Below are 20430 nucleotides of genomic sequence, written 5' to 3'. Positions count from 1 at the left end.
ATACTGATACTAATTACCAATCTTTTTCTAAACGTCCACTTTGAATGACCTGCTGTTGCTTCTTCACCTTTTCCTGAACGTCTTTTTCATCTTGCATAACAGAGTTTAGCATTTGTTCTGCATTTTCCTTTGACATTTCATTCTCTTCAGGTTTCGATTCCTGTTGATTTTGGTCTTGGTTTTGCTCTTGATTCTGGTTTTGGTCCTGATTTTGTTCTTGCTCCTGCTGATCTTCCTGATTCTGCTGATCCTGTTGATCTTGATTTTGTTGATTTTGCTCCTGATCTTTCAGCAGTTTTTGCGCCAATGCCAGATTATATCTGGTTTCATCATCCTTAGGATTATTGCGTAATGCTTTCTTATAAGCTTCAATTGCCTGGGCATAATCCTGAGAGGCTTGGAATATAACTCCTGCATTGTGGTATATTTGCGCCAGTTTTGTTTTGTCCTTTTCAATATCTGCTGCGGCCATGTATTGTTCCATGGCATCTTTAAACTTTTGTTGCTGAGAGAGTGTATTTCCTAAATTATACATAGATATGGTCGATTTAGGATTTACTTCCAATGCTTTTCTATAATTTACCTCAGCATCAACAAATACGCTATCGTTGAAAGCGCGATTTCCTTTACGTATAAAATCGCGTTCTGCTTTTTGGGCAGAAATGCCGGTTGCAAATAATAAAGTTAGGACGAATATGATATATTTATTTTTTGCCATAGAAACTACTTATTTGAAAATAACCGAATATTTTTAAATAACGGATTTTTGCATTCTAAAATCAATAGCTCAGCTATTAAAAGCAAAAGTATAAGCCATGCAACAGCCTGAAATTGTTCATTGAAATCGGTATAAACAGTTGTTTCAACATCTGCCTTAGCCAATTTATCTATTGTGTCACTTATACTTCTTTGTGCTCTATTCGTATTATCTACACGAGCATAGACACCACCCCCTTCTTTCGCAATTTCCTCACACATAACTTCATTGAGACGAGTGATGACTACATTTCCCTGATTATCTCTGCGGAAGTCATTTGTACCTTCAATTGGAATAGGTGCTCCATCGGGTGCCCCCACTCCCATCACATTTACTTGTATACCTTTCTCTTTTGCATTTTTTAGAGCTTCGGATACGCCACCTTCGTGATTTTCACCATCTGTAATGATAATGATTGTTCGCCCAACGCCTTCTTGTGGTGTAAAGCTCCTTACAGCCAGGTTTATAGCAGCAGCAACAGCTGTACCTTGTTTAGTGATCAGCGAAGGATTGATTGATTCCAGAAACATTTTTGCAGAAATATAGTCACTTGTGATAGGTAACTGGGTAAATGCATCACCCGCAAATACAATCATTCCGACTTTATCATTATGCAATTCATCAACCATTCTGGATATCAAACGTTTAGACCTTTCCAAACGATTCGGTTGAACATCCTGAGCCAACATTGAATTGGATATATCCAAAGCAATAATAACCTCCACCCCGCTTCTCTTTACAGTTTCTTTCTTTGAACCGAATTGCGGACGTGCAAGAAGTACTGCAAATAATGCTACAGCCGAAAATAAAAGCCAGAATTTTACGTCGGGCCTATATTTTGATACATTGGGCATTAATGGTGCCATCAATACCGGATCTCCAAACTTACGAAGTGCTTTTCTCTTCTTATAATTGGAATATAGATAAAATGCTACTAAAAAAGGTAATAGTAGTAACAAGTATAAATATGTAGAATTCTCAAATTGAAACATCTCAAAATCAAATTAAGGTATTTTCTTCAAAATAGAGTTTCGTAATAGTATCTCAAGTAAAACACAGAGGAAAGCAATTAATGCAAATATTCTGTATTCTTCCTGACGTTTGCTATACTCTTTTACATTCAATTTAGTTTTTTCCAACTTATCAATTTGCTCGTATACTTCTTTTAGTTTAGAATTGCTAGTTGCGCGGTAATAGGCGCCATCTGTAATTCCGGCAATTTGAGTCAGTACTTTCTCATCAATTTCAACAGGTACATTTCTGTATTGGATTCCTGCTACTGTTGGGTATGGGTATGGAGCTGTTCCATTCGTTCCTACTCCAACGGTATATACTCTGATTCCAAAGCTTTTAGCAATTTCTGCGGCTGTTAATGGAGATATGTCACCTTTGTTATTTGTACCGTCAGTCAGCAAAATGATGACTTTGGACTTAGCATTGCTGTCTTTTAATCGGGTAACAGCATTAGCAATTCCCATTCCTATAGCTGTACCATCTTCAATAATCCCACATTTAATACCTTGAAATAGGTTCAGCAATACAGCATGGTCTGTTGTTAGTGGGCATTGAGTGAAACTTTCACCAGCAAATAGCGTAATACCAATGTTATCGTTAGGTCTTCCGTTTATGAACTCGGCTGCAACATCTTTGGCTGCTTCCAGACGATTTGGTTTTAAATCTTCGGCAAGCATACTTGTCGATACGTCAATTGCCAGCATAATATCTATCCCTTCTATTTCACTATTCTGCCAACTGTTAGTCGTTTGCGGACGGGCAAGCACTAAAACAATCGCTGTCAGGGCAATAATACGTAATACAAAAGGCGCATGTAATAAATATATCTTATAGCTTTTAGGCGTATGGGCATATACACGGGCATCGGAAACTTGCAGGGTAGCTTCGTTCCTTTTTCGCCTCATTATATACCATACGATATAAGGTATAAGTAGTATGAGTAAAAATAAATATTCAATATTGGCAAATACCATTCTTTAATTCAATTAAGCGTTTATACTAACGTTATGTTTATAACAGGTTGATTAACTGTGTTATGACATAAACGATAATCGTAATAATGGATAGTGACAAAAACAAAATACCACATACAAGAATAATCTTGGTGCGCAATGAGCGCTTTTCGATAATTGTAATTTCTGTGGGCTGTGGTTTCTGATTTTCTTCTTCAACCAACTTTGTTTCATTGATAAATTCAATTGCATTAATAAGATTAGCATCATTTTCGTTTATCAATGGGTTGTGTTTTGCAAATTTCACAAGGTCGGCAGTCTGGAAAAGAGATTTCAGTTCACTGAGATCTTCTTTCTCTTTCATTTCCAATAACTTATCAATGATCTCGGATGAGGTCATTTCGAGTGCGTTAAATCCGAACCGGTCTTTAATATATGTACGGATAATATCGGTCAGCTCGGTATAGTATTCTTTTGGCTGATCTTTCTGCCATGACTTTTCTTCCTTCACCTTTTCTATATGTTTCATAGCCAGGACATGAGGAGGAAGTTTAGGCTCAACTTTCACTTTGCGAATGATCGGTTTATTATCACGTATACGTACTACAAGATAAATTAAAAGAATCAACAGTGGAATACCTAAAAGAGATAATCCTATGACTCCCCGCCAATCCTCCCACGCAAAAGGTGCTTTCATCACTGTTTTTTGCCCAAAGAAATGGTCGGGATTCAGCGTATCGACCGGAATAGAATATACTTTTAACGCCAATGCTCTGGACTTGTATTGTTTATCGTCTACCATTACCGATAAAGGTGGCAGGTAATATAAAGCAGAGTCAAATGATGTAATTGTATATTCCTGCGTAAGGAGCATTCGTTGTTTGTCGTTCAGATATTGCGTATCAATTTTAGAGGTTTCAACGATTTCCACTCCTCTTACCAGTGTATCGGTCAATTGAGGGAAAGAAGCTTTTTGCTTGCTATCCATCGCTACTTGTAGTTGAATTTTTGCTTGTTCGCCAATCAGAATCTGTAAAGAGTCTATTTTGGCTTCCACAGTTACAACTTGTGCGGTAGCTTTGTTTGTGATACTTAATAATAGCAGTAATATTATAAATATATTCCTGTTCATTTTTCGGTTAATTTCGTTTTGCAAACAAATTCAGTAGGGCTTTGACGTAATCCTGATCAGTACGTACAGAAACTGCATCTACATTACTTTTGGCAAACACATCATTTAATTCGGTTTGTTTATTTACCCACCAGTTATGATGTGTTTTACGTACGGCAGATGAAGATGTATCTATCCATTGCTCATGACCAGTTTCAGCATCCTTGATCTTCATTAATCCGATGGATGGAAGTTCGGCAACTCGTCTATCATATACCTGGACGGCTACAACGTCGTGTTTCCTGTTGGCAATAGTCAATGCATTTTTAAACCCGTTTTGATCGATAAAGTCTGAGAGGATGAATGCCGTACATCGCCTTTTCATCACATTTGTCAGATATTCAAGAGCTGCCTGAATATTTGTCCAGCGGCTATCGGGATTGAAATCGATTAATTCGCGGATTATATATAAGATATGTTTTCTACCTTTTTTCGGAGGGATAAATTTCTCTATCCGGTCTGAAAAAAAGATAACTCCAATCTTATCGTTATTTTGGATGGCAGAAAAGGCTATGGTTGCTGCGATTTCTGTAACCATATCTTTTTTGAATTGTTTGACTGTACCAAATTCCAAACTACCGGAAACGTCTACCATCAACATTACAGTTAGTTCCCGTTCTTCCTCAAACACTTTGATGTAGGGTTTATTAAAGCGGGCTGTAACATTCCAGTCAATATCACGGATATCGTCTCCAAATTGATATTCGCGTACTTCAGAGAATGCCATACCCCTTCCTTTGAAGGCGGTATGGTATTGTCCTGCAAATATATTATTGGATAATCCGCGGGTTTTGATTTCGATACGACGTACCTTTTTTAGTATTTCAGCTGTTTCCATATAGTTTCTACTAAGGAATAGATCGTAAATAAATGATTAAGGTACTTCGACTTTATTCAATATCTTACTTACAATTTCATCGGAGGTCATGTTGCTGGCTTCGGCTTCATATGTTAAGCCGATACGATGACGCAGTACATCATGTGCTATTGCTCTGACGTCTTCCGGAATAACATATCCACGACGTTTGATAAAGGCGTATGTACGGGCTGCAAGTGCCAGGTTTATGGATGCACGTGGAGAACCACCGAATCCAATCATATCTTTCAGTTCTTTTAAACCGTATTGTTCCGGATATCGTGTAGCAAATACAATATCTACAATGTAGCGTTCTATCTTTTCATCTAAATATACCTGACGAACGACTTTTCTTGCTTCAAGGATTTCTTCTGCTTTCAAGATTGGTTTTACGTCAAATTTCTCGCCATTGATATTTTGGCGTATGATTAATTTTTCTTCTTCATGTTTTGGATAGTCGATCACGACTTTAAGCATGAAACGGTCTACTTGTGCTTCTGGCAGAGGATATGTACCTTCCTGTTCGATGGGGTTTTGGGTAGCCAGAACCAGGAATGGTTCTGGTAATTTGAATGTTTCTTTACCTATTGTGACTTGACGCTCTTGCATAGCTTCCAGTAGCGCACTTTGTACTTTAGCCGGAGCACGATTGATTTCATCGGCTAATACAAAGCTAGCGAATATAGGTCCTTTTTTAACTTGGAAGGTTTCATCTTTCTGACTATAAACCATTGTACCAATAACGTCGGCTGGAAGTAAGTCGGGCGTAAACTGAACACGACTATATTTTGCATCAATCAACGATGCCAAGGTTTTGATAGCCAAGGTCTTTGCCAAACCCGGCACCCCTTCAAGAAGTACGTGTCCATCGGATAATAATCCAATTAACAAAGATTCAACTAAGTGTTTCTGACCAACGATAATTTGGTCCATACCTTTTGTAAGATTGGTCACGAAAGCACTTTGTCTTTCAATTCGCTCGTTTAATTCGCGGATATCAATTGATTCAGCCATAATTATAAATACTATTTTTTAATCTATAATGTCTTAAAATAAAAAATGATTCCAAAATTACATTTTATAATTAACCATAGCAACTAAAAATTATTAAAAAAGTATGCTAAACGTTTTATAATAAAAAAAACCATTGCAATAGGCCGGTTTTAGCACTTTTGCAATGGATCAAATGATGAGTTTTTAGCTCATGGGATTACTTTTTCTTCAATTCCGGTATGTTTATTGTTGTACCGAGTGGAACGGAATTAGGATTCTTGATAACCGAACGGTTATGCTTTATCAGGTATGGGTATAAATCTTTTGTTCCATAATAATTATAGGAGATTCGGATTAAGGTTTCTCCTTCTTTTATGGTATGGGTGGTTTTAGTACCAATAATCTCATAACTCGTGGAGTCTGGCTTTACGGGTATTTTAGCGAATGGTATAGCGCTATTATCTGTTTCAGTAGCATTATTTGCCACAGGTTTGGCGGTGACTACAGGCTTTTCTACTTTTGGAGCTTCTGGCTTAACTTCATCAGGTTTGGCTTTTGTTTGAGGTTCCACTTTAGTTTCTTCTTTAGATTCGGGTACTGCTATTGGTATTTCTACATCTGGAACTATTGCTGCTGGTTTTTCCATCGAATCCGTAACTATAGGGGCAGTGGTGGTAGCATTTGTATTTTCCACAACCGGAGGTATCACGAATACAGGTTGCTTTTTTTCTTCGGGAAAAATATCTTCGTAATATGTAAAAAACAGAAGTATACCGCACAATAAGATGGTTAAAATCACAACTATCGTTAGTACCTTATTATTAGGAGCAGAAAGTTCATTATCGTTTTCCTTTTCAGAGGTTGGTGTGGCAGGCGGCGGAGCTAATCTCTCTGCTGCTATAATTTCTTCAATTGTTAAGGTTTTTTTTACTGGAACCTCATTTTCTTTATTTTCTTCTATTTCTTCTTCAGGAATAGAAGTTGTTTGAATCTCTTCTTCTTTTTCCTCCTCGGTTTCTTGTTTATCTGTATCTTCTTCCTGATAAGTAATAATAGTTTCTTCGGATACGACCTCTTCTGCTTTCAATTCCTCTTCGGGGGCAAGAGTTATTTTTTCTTCAACAAGGTTCGATTCTGTAGAGTCTAATGACTCTGTGTTGTCTGGCGTTATATCGTTGAATTCAACGCCTTCATTAAGAACAACAGTTTCAAAATGAGCAAATGGCTTATTAATAATATCACGTAAGGCAGTATCCGGCGTAAATGAAATCTTGGTATGACCTTGTATCTCAATTCTTTCTCCTGTGTTTACATTTACACTTTCCCGGCTTTCAACATCAACCAGTTTAAATGTACCAAACCCTTTAATTTTTACGAATCTATCTTTTTCAAGCCCTTCTTCTATCAATGCAAAGAATTCTTTGACGAAGTTTTCGGCTTCTTTCCTCTCGATTCCTCGATGGTTTATTAATAGATCGATCAAGTCTTGGGTATTTAATCTGTCACTCATAGCCTACGGTTTATTTGAACTTCTCTTTTAGTATGTTACTTGGTTTGTAAGATAATACAAGTTTAGGAGGTACAAGCATTCGTTCTTTAGTAGTGGGGTTAACGGAAATGCGTTCGGCTTTCTTTTTAACCTCAAAAGAGCCAAATCCTTGTATTGTTACTGACTTGCCGTTTTGTAATTCTTCAACCAGTTCGGACAATAAGGATTCAATTGTTTGAGCGGTTTCCTTTGAGGAAGTGCCCAATCTCTGAGAAAGTTCTGTTGTAAACTCTTTATTATTCAAAATTTGTTCGTTTTATTAGTGCGCTGCTATATTAGTAAAATTTAGTGGGAATTGCAAATTTAGCTTTACTTACCTTTCAATAATCTCTCCAAAAAGATCAAATTCATCGGAGTCTACAACTTGTACCCAATAAAAGTTTCCTATAGACAATGCTGCATCTGTTTGTTTGATTAAAACCTCGGGGTCTACTTCGGGTGAATCAAATTCTGTTCGTCCGATGTAGTACTCTCCTTCTATTCTATCAATGATGATTCTGAGTTGTTGCCCAATCTTTGAAGCACTTAACTTTGCTGATATGGATTGTTGAATACGCATAATCTCGTCAAGACGATTGTTTTTAGTATCTTGATCAATCGTGTCTTCGTAATGTTTGGCGGCATACGTACCTTCTTCTTCTGAGTAAGCAAAAGCTCCCATTCTATCGAATTGTACTTCTCGTACAAACGCTTTCAGTTCTTCAAAATCGGCTTCGGTTTCCCCTGGATGTCCTACCATAAGGGTGGTTCTGAGGTGTATTCCCGGAACTTCTTTTCTGAATTGATTAATGAGCTCGTATGTTTCCGCTTTCGAAACATGGCGTTTCATCATGGAAAGCATATTGTCGCTGATATGTTGCAGGGCGATATCCATGTACTTGCAAACGTTATCTCTTTCCCTCATTACACGAAATAAGTCTTTGGGGAAATGTGCCGGATATGCATAATGTAGTCGTATCCATTCTACTCCTGGAATCTCTGATATACGTTCAATCAGTTCGGGCAGCATTTGCTTTTTGTATAGATCAAGTCCGTAATAAGTTAATTCCTGAGCTATAACCTGAAATTCCTTAACTCCCTCCGAGACTAAGTATTTAACCTCGTCGATGATTTCCTCCATTGGACGGGAAACGTGCTTACCGGTGATAATCGGAATTGCGCAGTATGAACATTTTCTATCGCAACCTTCTGATATTTTTAAATATGCATAATGTTTTGGGGTAGTTAAGGTGCGTTCTATCTCAATTTCATTATGATATGATTGGCCTAAATCGGCTAATAGTTCTTTCCAGTTGAATTTGCCGTAGTATTTATCTACTTGAGGTATTTCTATTGACAATTCTTTCAGATAACGTTCTGATAGACAGCCCATAACGTAGAGTTTGTCTAGGTTTCCTATCTCTTTTTGTTCCGCAAATTCCAGAATAACATTGATGGATTCTTCTTTGGCATCTCCGATAAAACCGCAGGTGTTTATAACGGCTATATCTCCTTTAGGGTTTTCTGAGTCGTGGGTGACGTCATAGCCTACTTCCTCTAGTTGTCTGATTAATTGTTCAGAGTCGACAAGGTTTTTGGAACATCCTAAAGTAATAATATCTATTGTTTTCTTCATTCACTATCTCCGAATAAGGATTCTACGAATTCTTTTTTACGGAACACCTGCAAATCTTCTATTCCTTCTCCAAGGCCGATGTATTTTACAGGTATCTTGAATTGATCGGAAATGCCAATGACTACCCCACCCTTTGCTGTTCCATCCAACTTAGTGATTGCCAATGCAGTAACTTCGGTGGCGAGGGTAAATTGTTTGGCTTGTTCGAATGCATTTTGTCCGGTAGAACCATCCAGAACCAATAAAACTTCATTTGGAGCATCGGGAACAACCTTCTTCATTACATTCTTTATTTTAGTTAACTCATTCATTAAGCCAACCTTATTGTGCAGTCGACCTGCTGTGTCAATGATAACTACATCTGCGTTGTTTGCTACAGCAGAATTTAATGTATCGAATGCTACAGAAGCAGGGTCTGCCCCCATTTTTTGTTTGATAACAGGCACTCCTACTCTTTCTCCCCAAATCACCAATTGTTCTACCGCTGCTGCACGAAAAGTATCGGCCGCTCCCAGATAAACTGATTTACCGGCTTTTTTGAATTGGTAAGCTAATTTTCCGATAGTAGTCGTTTTGCCCACTCCGTTTACTCCAACCACCATGATTACATATGGTTTTTTGTCTAGTGGGGTTTCAAAATCGACTTCGTCTCCTGAGTTATTTTCAGTCAATAATGCGGCGATTTCTTCCCGTAATATTGTATTAAGTTCTTCCGTATTTACGTATTTATCGGAAGAAGCGCGTTGCTCAATACGTTTGATAATATTTAACGTAGTTTCAACTCCTACATCTGAAGTTATAAGTACCTCCTCGAGGTTATCCAAAACTTCATCGTCAACTTTGGATTTCCCTGCAATAGCGCGGGTTATTTTGCTAAATACGCTTTCTTTGGTTTTTGATAACCCTTTGTCAAGCGTTTCTTTTTTTTCTTTGGAGAAGAAATTGAAAAATCCCATAATGGTATTTGATGTTATCTATGTTATATTATTCTACAAAGATAAATATTTAAGATCAATCTAAAAAATGGGTAGATAAGTTTGATGAGTAATAATGCATTGCTTTATAGAAATAATGTATTAAGTTATGATAAACTTTGTCTTAAACAAAAAAACCTTTCATTGAGATCAATGAAAGGCTTTATATTATGTGTTGGTTTCTATAAGAATTACTTCTTGAAGAAATCTTGTACTTTATCATTAGGAACCATTTGTTCATCAAAGATATAAGCTCCTGTCTTTGGAGATTTTACCATTTTGATAACTTTGGTATAAGAACGGCCTTCTTTAGTTCCGTCTTGTAAACTTGCTACGGTTTTCTTTGCCATGGGTTATATTCTTCTTATTTAATTTCTTTATGTACTGTCACTCTTTTCAGAATTGGATTGTATTTTTTCAATTCAAGTCTTTCAGTAGTGTTTTTTCTGTTTTTAGTTGTGATATAACGAGAAGTTCCCGGCATGCCACTTTCTTTGTGCTCTGTACATTCAAGGATTACCTGAACTCTATTACCTTTTGCTTTCTTTGCCATAATTCAATTCCTCTCTAAATGTTTAGCCTATTACTTTAATGCTTTTCCAATCACAAAAGCCTTTTTTCACTGCATCGTTCAAAGCTGCGTCCAGGCCTTTTTTATTGATGGTACGTAAACCTGAAGCGCAAATGCTTAGGCTAATCCAACAATCTTGTTCTACATAGTAGAATTTTTTCTTAAACAAGTTCACATCAAAAGTTCTTTTTGTTCTTCTCTTTGAGTGCGAAACATTGTTGCCAATCATGGCTTTTTTTCCGGTAATTTGACAAATTTTCGACATTTCTATCTTGTTTTTTATAGTTTTTTTCTATATTTCCTTTAAACAGAGCGCAAAGTAAGTACTTTTATTGATACGAAACAAATAATTTTAGAATTAATTCACTGTGTAATAGCAATATTTCTTCATTTTATAAGTTTCAGAATCAGATTCAGGGCTTCGCAAACGGCGTTTTCTATATTTGGGGCTCTTCCCCTATCCTTTTCCAATTTTTGCGTAATAATTTCGTTTTTATAGGCAGCTGCTATCCAGATTGTCCCTACCGGCTTAGTTGGTGTTCCACCTCCGGGGCCGGCAATACCGGATGTGGCCACAGCACAATCCGTTTTTAGCGTACCCATCGCTCCTTTTACCATTTCAATTACTGTTTCACGACTAACAGCTCCATGTTCTTCCAGTGTGTTGGGGGAAACCCGGAGCAAATTCATTTTCACTTCATTGTCGTAAGCAATTATACTTCCTTTATAATATTCAGAACTTCCCGGAATTGCAGTAATTCGTGCCGAAATATTTCCTCCCGTACAGCTTTCTGCGGTGGAAAGGGTTAAATTCTTCTGTTTTAGTATATATCCAATGGTTTCTTCGGTCTTCATTATATATTATAGAGTAACTCTGGAATAAGCTGGAAGATCTATTGAGCAGAAATCCTTATTTAAGTATTTGAAATAACCTGTTATCGCTATCATCGCAGCATTGTCTGTAGTATACCCGAATTTAGGAATAAATATCTTCCAACCGTATTTCCTGGCATGTTCATGGAACGCATTTCGTAATCCGGTATTTGCAGATACTCCACCGGCTACAGCTACCTGGTTAATTTTATATTGTTTGGCTGCTTTGCGCAGTTTATCCATTAAGATTTCTACAACAGTAGCTTCCAGAGACGCCGCCAGGTCTTGCTTGTGATTCTCAATAAAATCAGGATCTTCTTTTATCCAGTCCCTCAAAGAATATAGGAATGAGGTTTTTAGCCCGCTAAAGCTATAATCAAGCCCAGGAATATGAGGTTTATTAAAAGTGTATGCTTTAGGATTTCCCTGGCGGGCTAATTTATCAATAATCGGGCCACCCGGGTAACCCAATCCCATAACCTTGGAACATTTGTCAATAGCTTCTCCTGCGGCATCATCAATCGTTTGACCCAATACCTCCATTTCATCATACGACTTTACAAGTATGATTTGCGAGTTTCCCCCAGATACAAGTAAGCAAAGAAACGGAAATTCAGGCTGCTCTGCCTCTTCATCTTTTTCTTTTATAAAATGAGCTAATACGTGAGCCTTTAAGTGGTTAACATCAATAAGAGGAATATCTAATGCACGTGCAAACCCTTTAGCAAACGAAACGCCAACCAGTAGCGACCCCATTAAACCAGGACCACGTGTGAAGGCTACTGCACTGATCTCATCTTTACTGACTCCTGCCTTTTTCAGCGCCTCATGAACAACTGGTACTATATTCTGCTGATGAGCTCTCGAGGCCAGTTCGGGTACAACTCCACCATATGATTCGTGAACAGCTTGTCCGGCGACTATATTGGATAATAAGACTCCATCCTTAATGATTGCCGCAGAAGTGTCATCACAAGATGATTCGATTCCTAAAATTATCGTACTCATATTTTTAATATTTAACGATGCAAAAGTAGTGATAAAGTCGGTTCATAACATTATATTTTATATATTTCTAACCTATACTGATTATCAGTGAATTACAAAACTAGTTATTAGAACTCGTTGTTCAAATCCTACCCTTTCAACCTTACAAAGATAGGCATTTTCCTCCAATAACACTTTCTCTTGCTCAAAAAGTCAAATTAGATTCTCATCAAATAAAAACATAGGGATTTGAATCGGCTAGGTAACTCGTGTGGAGTGTGCTTAAGAAGTTACCACACCTATATCATGGTAATGGTTATGCAATCATCGGAAAATTTTCCAGAAAAAAAATCTGTAGAAATAATTAGGTCATAGTTGCCGCACTTTCAGTTTGCAAATTGTCCATATCGTTGTTATGGTTAATATTTAATGATTGTCTATTCTTTCTCATTTCTGATACCGACAATAACATATCTTCATACCCAGTTATTTCTTTTCCACAGTATTCGTGGCAAAAGCTCTTGCTTGCTATTCTATTTCGATATTTACTTTCATCCATGTTTCGTGGTCGAAATTTTTGATTGTACACTGTGGCACGCCATACATCAGTATGAGTATTGAAGTAGTTACCTATCGCCATGTTAACGGTTTTAATATATAATTTGTATCCTTCATTCTTGAATATACCACCAACAAAATTGCATATTATAGAACCAATATTTAAGCCGTGAAATTGAGGCAACACAACAAGGCGACTTATACTTAATGCGTTGGACATATTACGCTTAGGAGCATGGAGAACTGCACAAAAGCCAACCACCTTATCCTCCCAATAGAAAACAAAGCATTTGGATGATTTATTGAGTTTCTTCGTGCGGTAGTGGTGAACGTGAAATGATAAATCTTCCCATACATTTGCTTCTACCCTCTGCACTCTTAACTTAATCTGAGGTCTTATACCTTTGTTGTGTTCTACTATGTTCACCTTCATGGTAATTCCTTAATTTCAGTTAGCATATCTTGCGCTGCTATTTGTTTATAGGTTTCATATTCCTTATCATCAGCATATATCTGCCATTCAATATTCACAGTATCATCTTGGGGCTTATTAAGGTTCAAAATCCAATCTGGCTGAATCCATTCTATTACATCTGTGTTGGATGTTGCCAAAATTATTTTTTTGTTAATCCTTCTTATATATCTCTGCAAAGAGTAGCTCATTGACATAGCCCAATCCCTATCTAACATGGAACTATATTCATCACAAAGAATTATTTCATCATCCTTAGCTGTAGATATAAGGAAAGCGAGATCTAAGCGAGCCTTCTCACCTAGAGATAGCTCATGTACTTTGCGGAGATATGTGGGAATAGATGATAACCCAACTGAACTAAAGAGCCTACAAACCTCTTCTTCTGCTAACCAAGTAAAGTTACTGACAATAGCTTTGGTGTCATCATATTGGGGTTTCTTTAATTCACCAATACACTTTTGCCTAAGGTTGAAGCGTAGTTGAAAATCTAAAAAAAATTGCTCTTCCATGCCTTTGGTTCTTTTTTAGGTTATTACTTTTGGTTACTGAAATTGGTGGTTGGAAGGCTATTTTTGAACTGTTTTGTTCCTTTAACTTTTCTAAGTGACTGATTTATAGTGCTGAAAATTAATGTTTTATATAATCTTTTTTTTTGCAAATAAAATTTATATTTTTGTTCGCAAAATAACCTCAATAGCTTATCAGAAAGTTTAAAAAAGTAGTGCGTTATGTACTCGGGATTATACTTGGAGTATATTTCGGGACTGTAATATTGTTGAATATCCCTTATATTCAGCGAAAAACGACTTTGCTGGTAGCCAATGAACTTTCAGAATTATTAGAGTCGGAAGTAAGTATCAGTAAAATCAATATAGGCCTTTTTAATCGTATTATTATTGATGACCTGCTATTGAATGACCAGTCCGGAGAAGAGATGCTAAAGGTTTCCCGGCTTTCGGCTAAATTTAGTGTTCTTCCTCTCTTTAGAGGTCGGGTATCTATTAGCAGTATTCAGTTATTTGGTTTTAATATTGCTTTAAATAAACCTTCTCCAGATGCAGATTCAAATTTTAAATTTGTGATTGATGCTTTTAGCCCCAAAGAAAGTACAGAGAAAAAAACGAATATTGATTTACGTATAAATTCTCTTCTGATCAGACGCGGTAAACTGGCTTATGATGTTTTATCAGAGGAAGAAACCCCTGGTAAATTTAATCCCAAACATATTAAACTCTATAATATTATTGGCAACATTTCGCTGAAAGCACTAAGTAATGATTCGATCAATGCTCAGATAAAACGCTTTAGTATAGATGAGCAATCAGGACTGGAGTTGCGAAAGTTAAGTTTGAAGTTGTTGGGCAATGAACAACAAATGGCTATTGAGAACTTTGAAATTGACTTACCGGGTACTTCGCTAAAAATGGACACCATTCGGATGCAATATGATAGTCTGGGAGCGTTTAATCGTTTTATTACCGATGTGCAGTTTTCTTTCAAAATGCTTCCGTCTTATGTGACATTGCACGACCTCTCTCCTTTTATTCCTGCCTTTGCCAATTTTAAAGAGAAAGTAGAACTGGAATTAGATGCAGATGGCACAATAAATCAACTGAATATACCGCGTTTGATTCTTAATGGAGGAAATCATTTACGAATCAGAGGAGATGTGGCCTTTCAAGATCTGTCAGACCCGTCCAATGCATTCATATTTGGAAATCTATCCCATTTATCTGCTGATAAGGAAGGAGTGGATTTTATTGCCCGGAATTTCAGTGAGAATTATGGGGAAACTCCCCGTATGCTAAAAAATCTGGGAGATGTCTTTTTCCGTGGAGAAGTATCAGGCTATTTCACTGACCTTGTAACTTATGGTTTATTAAGAACAGAGTTGGGTATTCTGAATGTAGACGTTAAGTTGACTTCAGATAAGACCAAAGGGTTATTTTCATATTCAGGTAGGCTAAAAACAGATGAGTTTGAGTTTGGACAGTGGTTGGACTTTAAGAAATGGGGAAAGATATCATTTAATCTCGATGTAAATAGTAGTATCTATAAAAACCGAAAATACCCTTCTGTTGTCATGAAAGGGTTGGTTTCTTCTTTAGAATATAGTGATTATGCCTATGAGAATATAACATTAGATGGCGAATATAAATCAGGCGGTTTTAATGGTAAAGTAGCATTGGATGATGCAAATGGCTCCATTTTATTAAATGGTAGTTTTAATCTGGCCGAAAAAACACCAACTTTCGACTTCCTTGCCAGTATTAAACATATTCGTCCACATGAATTGAATCTTACTCCTAAATATGAGGATGCGGAATTTTCCATGATACTCAGGGCTAATTTTGTAGGAGGAAGCATCGATGAAATGATTGGTACTATTGATGTGGATAGTGTGCGCTTTGAAGCTCCTGAAAAAACATTCAATTTAGATAATATACGCGTGGTAGCAACCCGCGAATTAGGGAAGAATAAGTTAGTACTTCGATCCGAATTCTTAAATGCAGATATTGAAGGGAATTATTCTTACCGCACTCTTCCTGCGAGTATCACAAGTATGGTGAGAAGATATCTTCCCTCAGTATTCTTGCCTCAAAAAACAACTGTTGCTACAAATAATATCCTTAATTTCGATATCCATATCTATAATTCAGAGATTCTACCGATGATTTTCGATATTCCCTTGAATATATATAGTCACTCCACATTTAAAGGGTATCTTAATGAACAAACAAACCGTATTCGTGTTGAAGGTTATTTTCCACGTTTCAGTTATGGTAACACTTTTGTAGAGTCGGGCATGGTTCTACTGGAAAATCCATCTGATCACTTAAGAGGGCGTGTACGATTTAGTAATCACAGGAAAAGTGGGGCTGTTAATATTTCCCTGGATACACAAGCTCAGAATGATATGTTAACTACCCGGTTGAACTGGGGTAACAATGCAACTACAACCTATAGCGGACATTTCCTGGCTGAAACAAACTTTTCCAGATTAGAAGATGAACAGAAATCATTGAAAACCGTTGTTGACATAAAACCGACTAATGTAATTCTGAATGATACAATCTGGAAGATACATCCTTCACAGATCATCTCCGATTCGGAAAAAATACATGTCGATAATTTCTATTTCGGGCACACAGATCAATATTTGCGGATTAACGGTTATGCTTCTCAGAATCCTGTCGATACGCTAAAAGTAGATCTAAAGGAAATTAATATCGGCTACGTTTTTGATATTGTCAACTTAAAGGCAGTAGATTTCAAAGGTTCTGCTACCGGCATTGCTTATGCAAGCGGCTTACTTAAAGACCCTGTTATGAATACCCGCCTATTCGTTCGGGACTTTAGTTTTAATGACGGTATGTTTGGCGATATGAATATTTACGGCGAATGGGACCCAAAGGAAGAAGGTATATATCTTGATGCAGATATTAGGGAAAAGGATATTGCTTCGGTAGATGTAAAAGGATATATTTACCCTCTGCGTCCTAAGAGTGGCCTTGACCTTGATATCAGGCCCCAAAATGCAAATATAAAATTCCTGGAATATTATATTAATAGCATCATGTCTGATATTAAAGGGCGTACAAGTGGTCGAATTCATCTTTATGGTCCTTTTAGTACTTTAAACCTGGAAGGAAGTGCCAGGACTGATGCCAGATTTAAGGTGAATGCTCTTAACACTTATTTTTTGTTAGAAGATAGTGTGCATCTCGTGCCTGAGAAGATGTCGGTTCAAGATGCTTTAGTTTCAGATCTTGAGGGCCGGCGAGGAAAGATTACCGGGCACATATTACATAATCATTTTAAAGATATATCTTATCGTTTGGAGGTAGATGCAGCCAATATGTTGGTAATGAACACAGCCGAAGATCCTGATGTTCCATTCTATGGAACAATATACGCCACTGGAAATGCTCACCTCAATGGAAATAGCCAGGGATTGCGCATAGATGCTGCCTTGACAACAAACAGAAATACAAATTTTGTATACACAATGGCTTCTGCGGCTTCTGCGGCAAGCAATCAGTTTATTAAGTTTGTAGATAAGACTCCCAATGTAAATCAGCAGGACTCTATACAGTTAATATCTGAATTTGAATTGGCCCAGAGGGCGCAAATGAAGGAGGAGGGTCAGGAAACTGATCTCAACATTAATATTCAGGTGGATATAACTCCTGATGCAACAGTGAAAATTATCATGGACCCAACATCAGATGACCACATAACAGCAAAAGGACGTGGTAATATCCGCACCGAATATTACAACAAGGGTGATGTGAAAATGTTTGGTAATTATGATATCACTCAGGGGGTATATAAGTTTAGTATACAGGAGGTTATCAGAAAAGACTTTTTAATTAAAGAAGGTGGTAATATTCAATTTAGCGGAAACCCTTATGACGCTATTATGGATATTCAGGCTGTATATACGGTGAATTCTGCTTCTTTGTCGGATTTGGTTCCTTCAGAGGTGTTATCAGATCCAAACAGAACGGTGAACCGGAATGTGCGGGTAAACTGTTTGATGAATCTTAACGGTTCTCTGTTTCGTCCTATGGTGAAATTAAATATTGATTTACCCAATGTTTCTGCTGAGACAGAAAACCTTGTACGCAACTATATCCGAACAGATGAAGAGGTAAATATGCAGATACTTTATCTGTTGGCTATCGGTAAGTTCTATACGCCCGACTATGTTGGAAATACCCAAAGTTCTAATATGATGACTTCTGTTCTCTCGTCTACCCTTTCCGGCCAATTGAATCGTATTCTATCTCAGATTATAGACAACAATAACTGGGTGGTCGGTACAAATTTAAGCACAGGTGAAAGAGGATGGACCGACGTGGAAGTTGAAGGAATGCTTTCCGGGCAGTTATTGAATAATCGTCTGTTGATCAACGGAAACTTCGGCTATAGAGATAACCCTTTGTCAAACACTAATTTTGTAGGTGATTTTGAAGCAGAATGGTTATTGACCCGAGCTGGTGATATACGCTTGAAGGCTTACAATGAAACGAATGATCAATATTATACGCGTAGCAATTTGACAACGCAGGGCATTGGTATTATATATCGTAAAGACTTTGATAATTGGAGAAATTTATTCTTTTGGAGGCGGAAGGCTGCTCGTTACAAAACATCATTACCACAGTATTTACCTACTTCCGAATCGGTAGACAGCATAGATCAGGTTATAAATAAACTCCGGTCAGATTCTATACCTGCCGGAGTTCCAAATAATTCTATTTTACCGTAGGGGCGCGTAAACCGCCCGCTTTAATATGCTCTTGCAAAAACAACACGCTGGGCTGATGGTTTTCCTGTAACCATACAAACTCCTGGGGTTTTGTCGCCATCCAAAGGAATGCAGCGGATGGTTGCTTTAGTTTCTTCCTTGATTTTCTCTTCTGTTTCAGATGTACCATCCCAATGCGCCAGAATAAATCCACCCTCTTCGATCTTTTCCTTGAATTCATCGTATGAATCAACAGTGGTGGTGCGTGAGTTACGATAGTCAAGCGCTTTTTTATAAATATTCTGTTGCATTTCCTGAAGAAGATTCTGCACATATGTTTCAATTCCATCGCACGAGATGGTTTCTTTCTCCAGTGTGTCGCGGCGCATCACCTCCATTGTATTGTTTTCCAGGTCACGTCCTCCCATAACAAGACGAACTGGAACACCTTTCAATTCATAGTCGGCAAACTTAAATCCGGGACGTTTATTATCTGCATTATCGTATTTTACAGATATTCCTAACGCTTTCAGTTTGCTTACTATTCCTGCGATCTTTTCATTGATTTGTACTAACTGTTCGTCATTTTTATAGATTGGAACAATAACCACTTGAATAGGCGCCAATGATGGAGGAAGTACTAAGCCGTTATCGTCAGAGTGAGTCATGATAAGCGCACCCATTAAGCGGGTAGATACTCCCCATGAAGTAGCCCAAACGTATTCCAATTTATTTTCTTTATTTACGAACTGTACGTCAAATGCCTTAGCAAAGTTTTGTCCAAGGAAGTGTGATGTGCCACTTTGCAGTGCTTTCCCATCTTGCATCATTGCTTCGATTGTGTACGTTTCAAGTGCACCGGCAAAACGTTCGTTGGCACTCTTTACTCCCTTTACAACCGGTACAGCCATGTATTTTTCTGCGAATTCAGCGTATACATTCAACATTTTAATTGCTTCTTCCTCAGCTTCTTCTTTGGTGGCATGAGCGGTGTGCCCTTCCTGCCATAGGAATTCTGCTGTGCGAAGGAATAAGCGTGTGCGCATCTCCCAACGCATTACGTTTGCCCATTGGTTAACCAGAATAGGCAGATCGCGATAAGAATTAATCCAATTTTTATATGTGTTCCAGATAATTGTTTCTGATGTAGGACGAATAATCAGTTCTTCTTCCAACCGAGCTTCAGGATCTACCACTACCCCTTTCCCATCCGGATCATTCATTAAACGGTGGTGGGTTACTACGGCGCATTCCTTGGCAAAGCCTTCTACGTGTTCGGCTTCACGGCTCAGAAATGACTTAGGGATCAATAGCGGGAAATATGCATTCACGTGACCGGTTTCTTTGAACATGTCATCCAACTGACGTTGCATTTTCTCCCAAATTGCGTATCCATAAGGTTTTATCACCATACAGCCACGCACAGCCGACTGCTCTGCGAGATCAGCTTTAACCACCAAATCGTTATACCACTGTGAGTAGTTTTCGCTACGTTTGGTCAGGTCTTTTAATTCTTTAGCCATTTCAAATTAGTTTAAAAGATACACATGGTTAAAAACAAAAAAAGCATCCTTCTGGATGCCTTCTTTGTTACTTTAAATTGTCGGGGTACCAGGATTCGAACCTGGGACCCCCTGCTCCCAAAGCAGGTGCGCTAACCGGACTGCGCTACACCCCGAAATTTCAATAAAAACCTTTCCTTCTAAACTGTCGGGGTACCAGGATTCGAACCTGGGACCCCCTGCTCCCAAAGCAGGTGCGCTAACCGGACTGCGCTACACCCCGTTTTTATAAGAAAGTTCTTTTCTAAAGCGGTGCAAAGATATGGAC

The 20430-nt window shown here is 37.8% G+C and carries 19 protein-coding genes and 2 tRNA genes; 1 reads left to right on the top strand and 20 read right to left on the bottom strand.

What is annotated here, in order from left to right:
* Positions 1-13: 13 nt before the first annotated feature.
* The 17 genes from D0T87_RS17160 to D0T87_RS17080 all read right to left on the bottom strand — a co-directional run bounded on the left by D0T87_RS17160 (position 14) and on the right by D0T87_RS17080 (position 13855).
* Positions 14-718: a tetratricopeptide repeat protein gene (locus D0T87_RS17160; protein WP_163176353.1), complete on the bottom strand. Its 705-nt coding sequence runs from the start codon at positions 716-718 to the stop codon at positions 14-16.
* A gap of 5 nt (positions 719-723) precedes the next feature.
* Positions 724-1749: a VWA domain-containing protein gene (locus D0T87_RS17155; RefSeq protein WP_163176352.1), complete on the bottom strand. Its 1026-nt coding sequence runs from the start codon at positions 1747-1749 to the stop codon at positions 724-726.
* A 12-nt stretch (positions 1750-1761) separates the two neighbouring features.
* The gene (locus D0T87_RS17150) at positions 1762-2745 is read right to left on the bottom strand and encodes a VWA domain-containing protein (RefSeq protein WP_163176351.1); all 984 of its coding nucleotides are present in this window, start codon (positions 2743-2745) and stop codon (positions 1762-1764) included.
* A 37-nt stretch (positions 2746-2782) separates the two neighbouring features.
* The gene (locus D0T87_RS17145) at positions 2783-3856 is read right to left on the bottom strand and encodes a BatD family protein (protein ID WP_163176350.1); all 1074 of its coding nucleotides are present in this window, start codon (positions 3854-3856) and stop codon (positions 2783-2785) included.
* Positions 3857-3863: 7 nt separating this feature from the next.
* Complete coding sequence (locus tag D0T87_RS17140) at positions 3864-4733, bottom strand: DUF58 domain-containing protein (protein WP_163176349.1); 870 nt, start codon at positions 4731-4733, stop codon at positions 3864-3866.
* Positions 4734-4769: 36 nt separating this feature from the next.
* A complete protein-coding gene (locus D0T87_RS17135) occupies positions 4770-5765 on the bottom strand; it encodes a MoxR family ATPase (RefSeq protein WP_163176348.1) in 996 nt (331 codons plus the stop codon).
* A gap of 196 nt (positions 5766-5961) precedes the next feature.
* The gene (locus tag D0T87_RS17130; protein ID WP_163176347.1) at positions 5962-7254 is read right to left on the bottom strand and encodes an HU family DNA-binding protein; all 1293 of its coding nucleotides are present in this window, start codon (positions 7252-7254) and stop codon (positions 5962-5964) included.
* A 10-nt stretch (positions 7255-7264) separates the two neighbouring features.
* Positions 7265-7537, bottom strand: a complete 273-nt coding sequence (locus D0T87_RS17125; RefSeq protein ID WP_163176346.1) for an HU family DNA-binding protein — start codon at positions 7535-7537, stop codon at positions 7265-7267.
* A 69-nt stretch (positions 7538-7606) separates the two neighbouring features.
* Positions 7607-8908 (bottom strand): 30S ribosomal protein S12 methylthiotransferase RimO, encoded by a 1302-nt coding sequence (gene rimO / locus D0T87_RS17120; RefSeq protein WP_163176345.1) that lies wholly within the window; start codon positions 8906-8908, stop codon positions 7607-7609.
* The gene (ftsY, locus tag D0T87_RS17115; RefSeq protein WP_163176344.1) at positions 8905-9864 is read right to left on the bottom strand and encodes a signal recognition particle-docking protein FtsY; all 960 of its coding nucleotides are present in this window, start codon (positions 9862-9864) and stop codon (positions 8905-8907) included. Before ftsY ends, rimO begins: the two co-directional genes overlap by 4 nt.
* Before the next feature lie 209 nt (positions 9865-10073).
* A complete protein-coding gene (locus tag D0T87_RS17110; protein WP_163176343.1) occupies positions 10074-10232 on the bottom strand; it encodes a DUF4295 domain-containing protein in 159 nt (52 codons plus the stop codon).
* A gap of 14 nt (positions 10233-10246) precedes the next feature.
* The gene (rpmG, locus tag D0T87_RS17105; RefSeq protein WP_008761579.1) at positions 10247-10435 is read right to left on the bottom strand and encodes a 50S ribosomal protein L33; all 189 of its coding nucleotides are present in this window, start codon (positions 10433-10435) and stop codon (positions 10247-10249) included.
* 22 nt (positions 10436-10457) lie between these two features.
* A complete protein-coding gene (gene rpmB, locus D0T87_RS17100; RefSeq protein WP_163176342.1) occupies positions 10458-10718 on the bottom strand; it encodes a 50S ribosomal protein L28 in 261 nt (86 codons plus the stop codon).
* 122 nt (positions 10719-10840) lie between these two features.
* Positions 10841-11308, bottom strand: a complete 468-nt coding sequence (locus D0T87_RS17095; RefSeq protein ID WP_163176341.1) for a CinA family protein — start codon at positions 11306-11308, stop codon at positions 10841-10843.
* A 6-nt stretch (positions 11309-11314) separates the two neighbouring features.
* Positions 11315-12334: a tRNA (adenosine(37)-N6)-threonylcarbamoyltransferase complex transferase subunit TsaD gene (gene tsaD / locus D0T87_RS17090; RefSeq protein ID WP_163176340.1), complete on the bottom strand. Its 1020-nt coding sequence runs from the start codon at positions 12332-12334 to the stop codon at positions 11315-11317.
* 343 nt (positions 12335-12677) lie between these two features.
* Positions 12678-13304 (bottom strand): GNAT family N-acetyltransferase, encoded by a 627-nt coding sequence (locus D0T87_RS17085; RefSeq protein WP_163176339.1) that lies wholly within the window; start codon positions 13302-13304, stop codon positions 12678-12680.
* Positions 13301-13855, bottom strand: a complete 555-nt coding sequence (locus D0T87_RS17080) for a hypothetical protein (protein ID WP_163176338.1) — start codon at positions 13853-13855, stop codon at positions 13301-13303. The genes D0T87_RS17085 and D0T87_RS17080 overlap by 4 nt, the downstream gene beginning before the upstream one ends.
* 212 nt (positions 13856-14067) lie before the next feature.
* Between D0T87_RS17080 and D0T87_RS17075 the strand changes: the two genes are divergently transcribed.
* Entirely contained in the window at positions 14068-18621 is a 4554-nt protein-coding gene (locus D0T87_RS17075; RefSeq protein WP_370526891.1) for a translocation/assembly module TamB domain-containing protein, read from the top strand.
* 20 nt (positions 18622-18641) lie between these two features.
* Here the strand turns inward: D0T87_RS17075 and proS are convergent, their stop codons facing one another.
* From proS to D0T87_RS17060, 3 genes are all read right to left on the bottom strand, one after another.
* On the bottom strand, positions 18642-20123 hold the full coding sequence (gene proS, locus D0T87_RS17070; protein ID WP_163176337.1) for a proline--tRNA ligase: 1482 nt from the start codon (positions 20121-20123) through the stop codon (positions 18642-18644).
* Between the two features lie 80 nt (positions 20124-20203).
* A tRNA-Pro gene (locus tag D0T87_RS17065) sits at positions 20204-20278 on the bottom strand.
* A gap of 32 nt (positions 20279-20310) precedes the next feature.
* Positions 20311-20385 (bottom strand) — tRNA-Pro (locus tag D0T87_RS17060).
* Positions 20386-20430: the final 45 nt, after the last annotated feature.

It is taken from the genome of Bacteroides sp. 51, from assembly GCF_010500965.1.
Lineage (GTDB): Bacteria > Bacteroidota > Bacteroidia > Bacteroidales > Bacteroidaceae > Bacteroides.
Note: the sequence above shows the minus strand (reverse complement) of the source record. Positions and strands in the feature narration are given on the sequence as shown.

Excerpts from the sequence above, each read along its gene's own strand:
- D0T87_RS17160 (WP_163176353.1), bottom strand. The coding sequence starts at position 718 with ATGGCAAAAAATAAATATATCATATTCGTCCTAACTTTATTATTTGCA.
- D0T87_RS17155 (WP_163176352.1), bottom strand. The coding sequence starts at position 1,749 with ATGTTTCAATTTGAGAATTCTACATATTTATACTTGTTACTACTATTA.
- D0T87_RS17150 (WP_163176351.1), bottom strand. The coding sequence starts at position 2,745 with ATGGTATTTGCCAATATTGAATATTTATTTTTACTCATACTACTTATA.
- D0T87_RS17145 (WP_163176350.1), bottom strand. The coding sequence starts at position 3,856 with ATGAACAGGAATATATTTATAATATTACTGCTATTATTAAGTATCACA.
- D0T87_RS17140 (WP_163176349.1), bottom strand. The coding sequence starts at position 4,733 with ATGGAAACAGCTGAAATACTAAAAAAGGTACGTCGTATCGAAATCAAA.
- D0T87_RS17135 (WP_163176348.1), bottom strand. The coding sequence starts at position 5,765 with ATGGCTGAATCAATTGATATCCGCGAATTAAACGAGCGAATTGAAAGA.
- D0T87_RS17130 (WP_163176347.1), bottom strand. The coding sequence starts at position 7,254 with ATGAGTGACAGATTAAATACCCAAGACTTGATCGATCTATTAATAAAC.
- rimO (WP_163176345.1), bottom strand. The coding sequence starts at position 8,908 with ATGAAGAAAACAATAGATATTATTACTTTAGGATGTTCCAAAAACCTT.
- ftsY (WP_163176344.1), bottom strand. The coding sequence starts at position 9,864 with ATGGGATTTTTCAATTTCTTCTCCAAAGAAAAAAAAGAAACGCTTGAC.
- D0T87_RS17110 (WP_163176343.1), bottom strand. The coding sequence starts at position 10,232 with ATGGCAAAGAAAACCGTAGCAAGTTTACAAGACGGAACTAAAGAAGGC.
- rpmG (WP_008761579.1), bottom strand. The coding sequence starts at position 10,435 with ATGGCAAAGAAAGCAAAAGGTAATAGAGTTCAGGTAATCCTTGAATGT.
- rpmB (WP_163176342.1), bottom strand. The coding sequence starts at position 10,718 with ATGTCGAAAATTTGTCAAATTACCGGAAAAAAAGCCATGATTGGCAAC.
- D0T87_RS17095 (WP_163176341.1), bottom strand. The coding sequence starts at position 11,308 with ATGAAGACCGAAGAAACCATTGGATATATACTAAAACAGAAGAATTTA.
- tsaD (WP_163176340.1), bottom strand. The coding sequence starts at position 12,334 with ATGAGTACGATAATTTTAGGAATCGAATCATCTTGTGATGACACTTCT.
- D0T87_RS17085 (WP_163176339.1), bottom strand. The coding sequence starts at position 13,304 with ATGAAGGTGAACATAGTAGAACACAACAAAGGTATAAGACCTCAGATT.
- D0T87_RS17080 (WP_163176338.1), bottom strand. The coding sequence starts at position 13,855 with ATGGAAGAGCAATTTTTTTTAGATTTTCAACTACGCTTCAACCTTAGG.
- proS (WP_163176337.1), bottom strand. The coding sequence starts at position 20,123 with ATGGCTAAAGAATTAAAAGACCTGACCAAACGTAGCGAAAACTACTCA.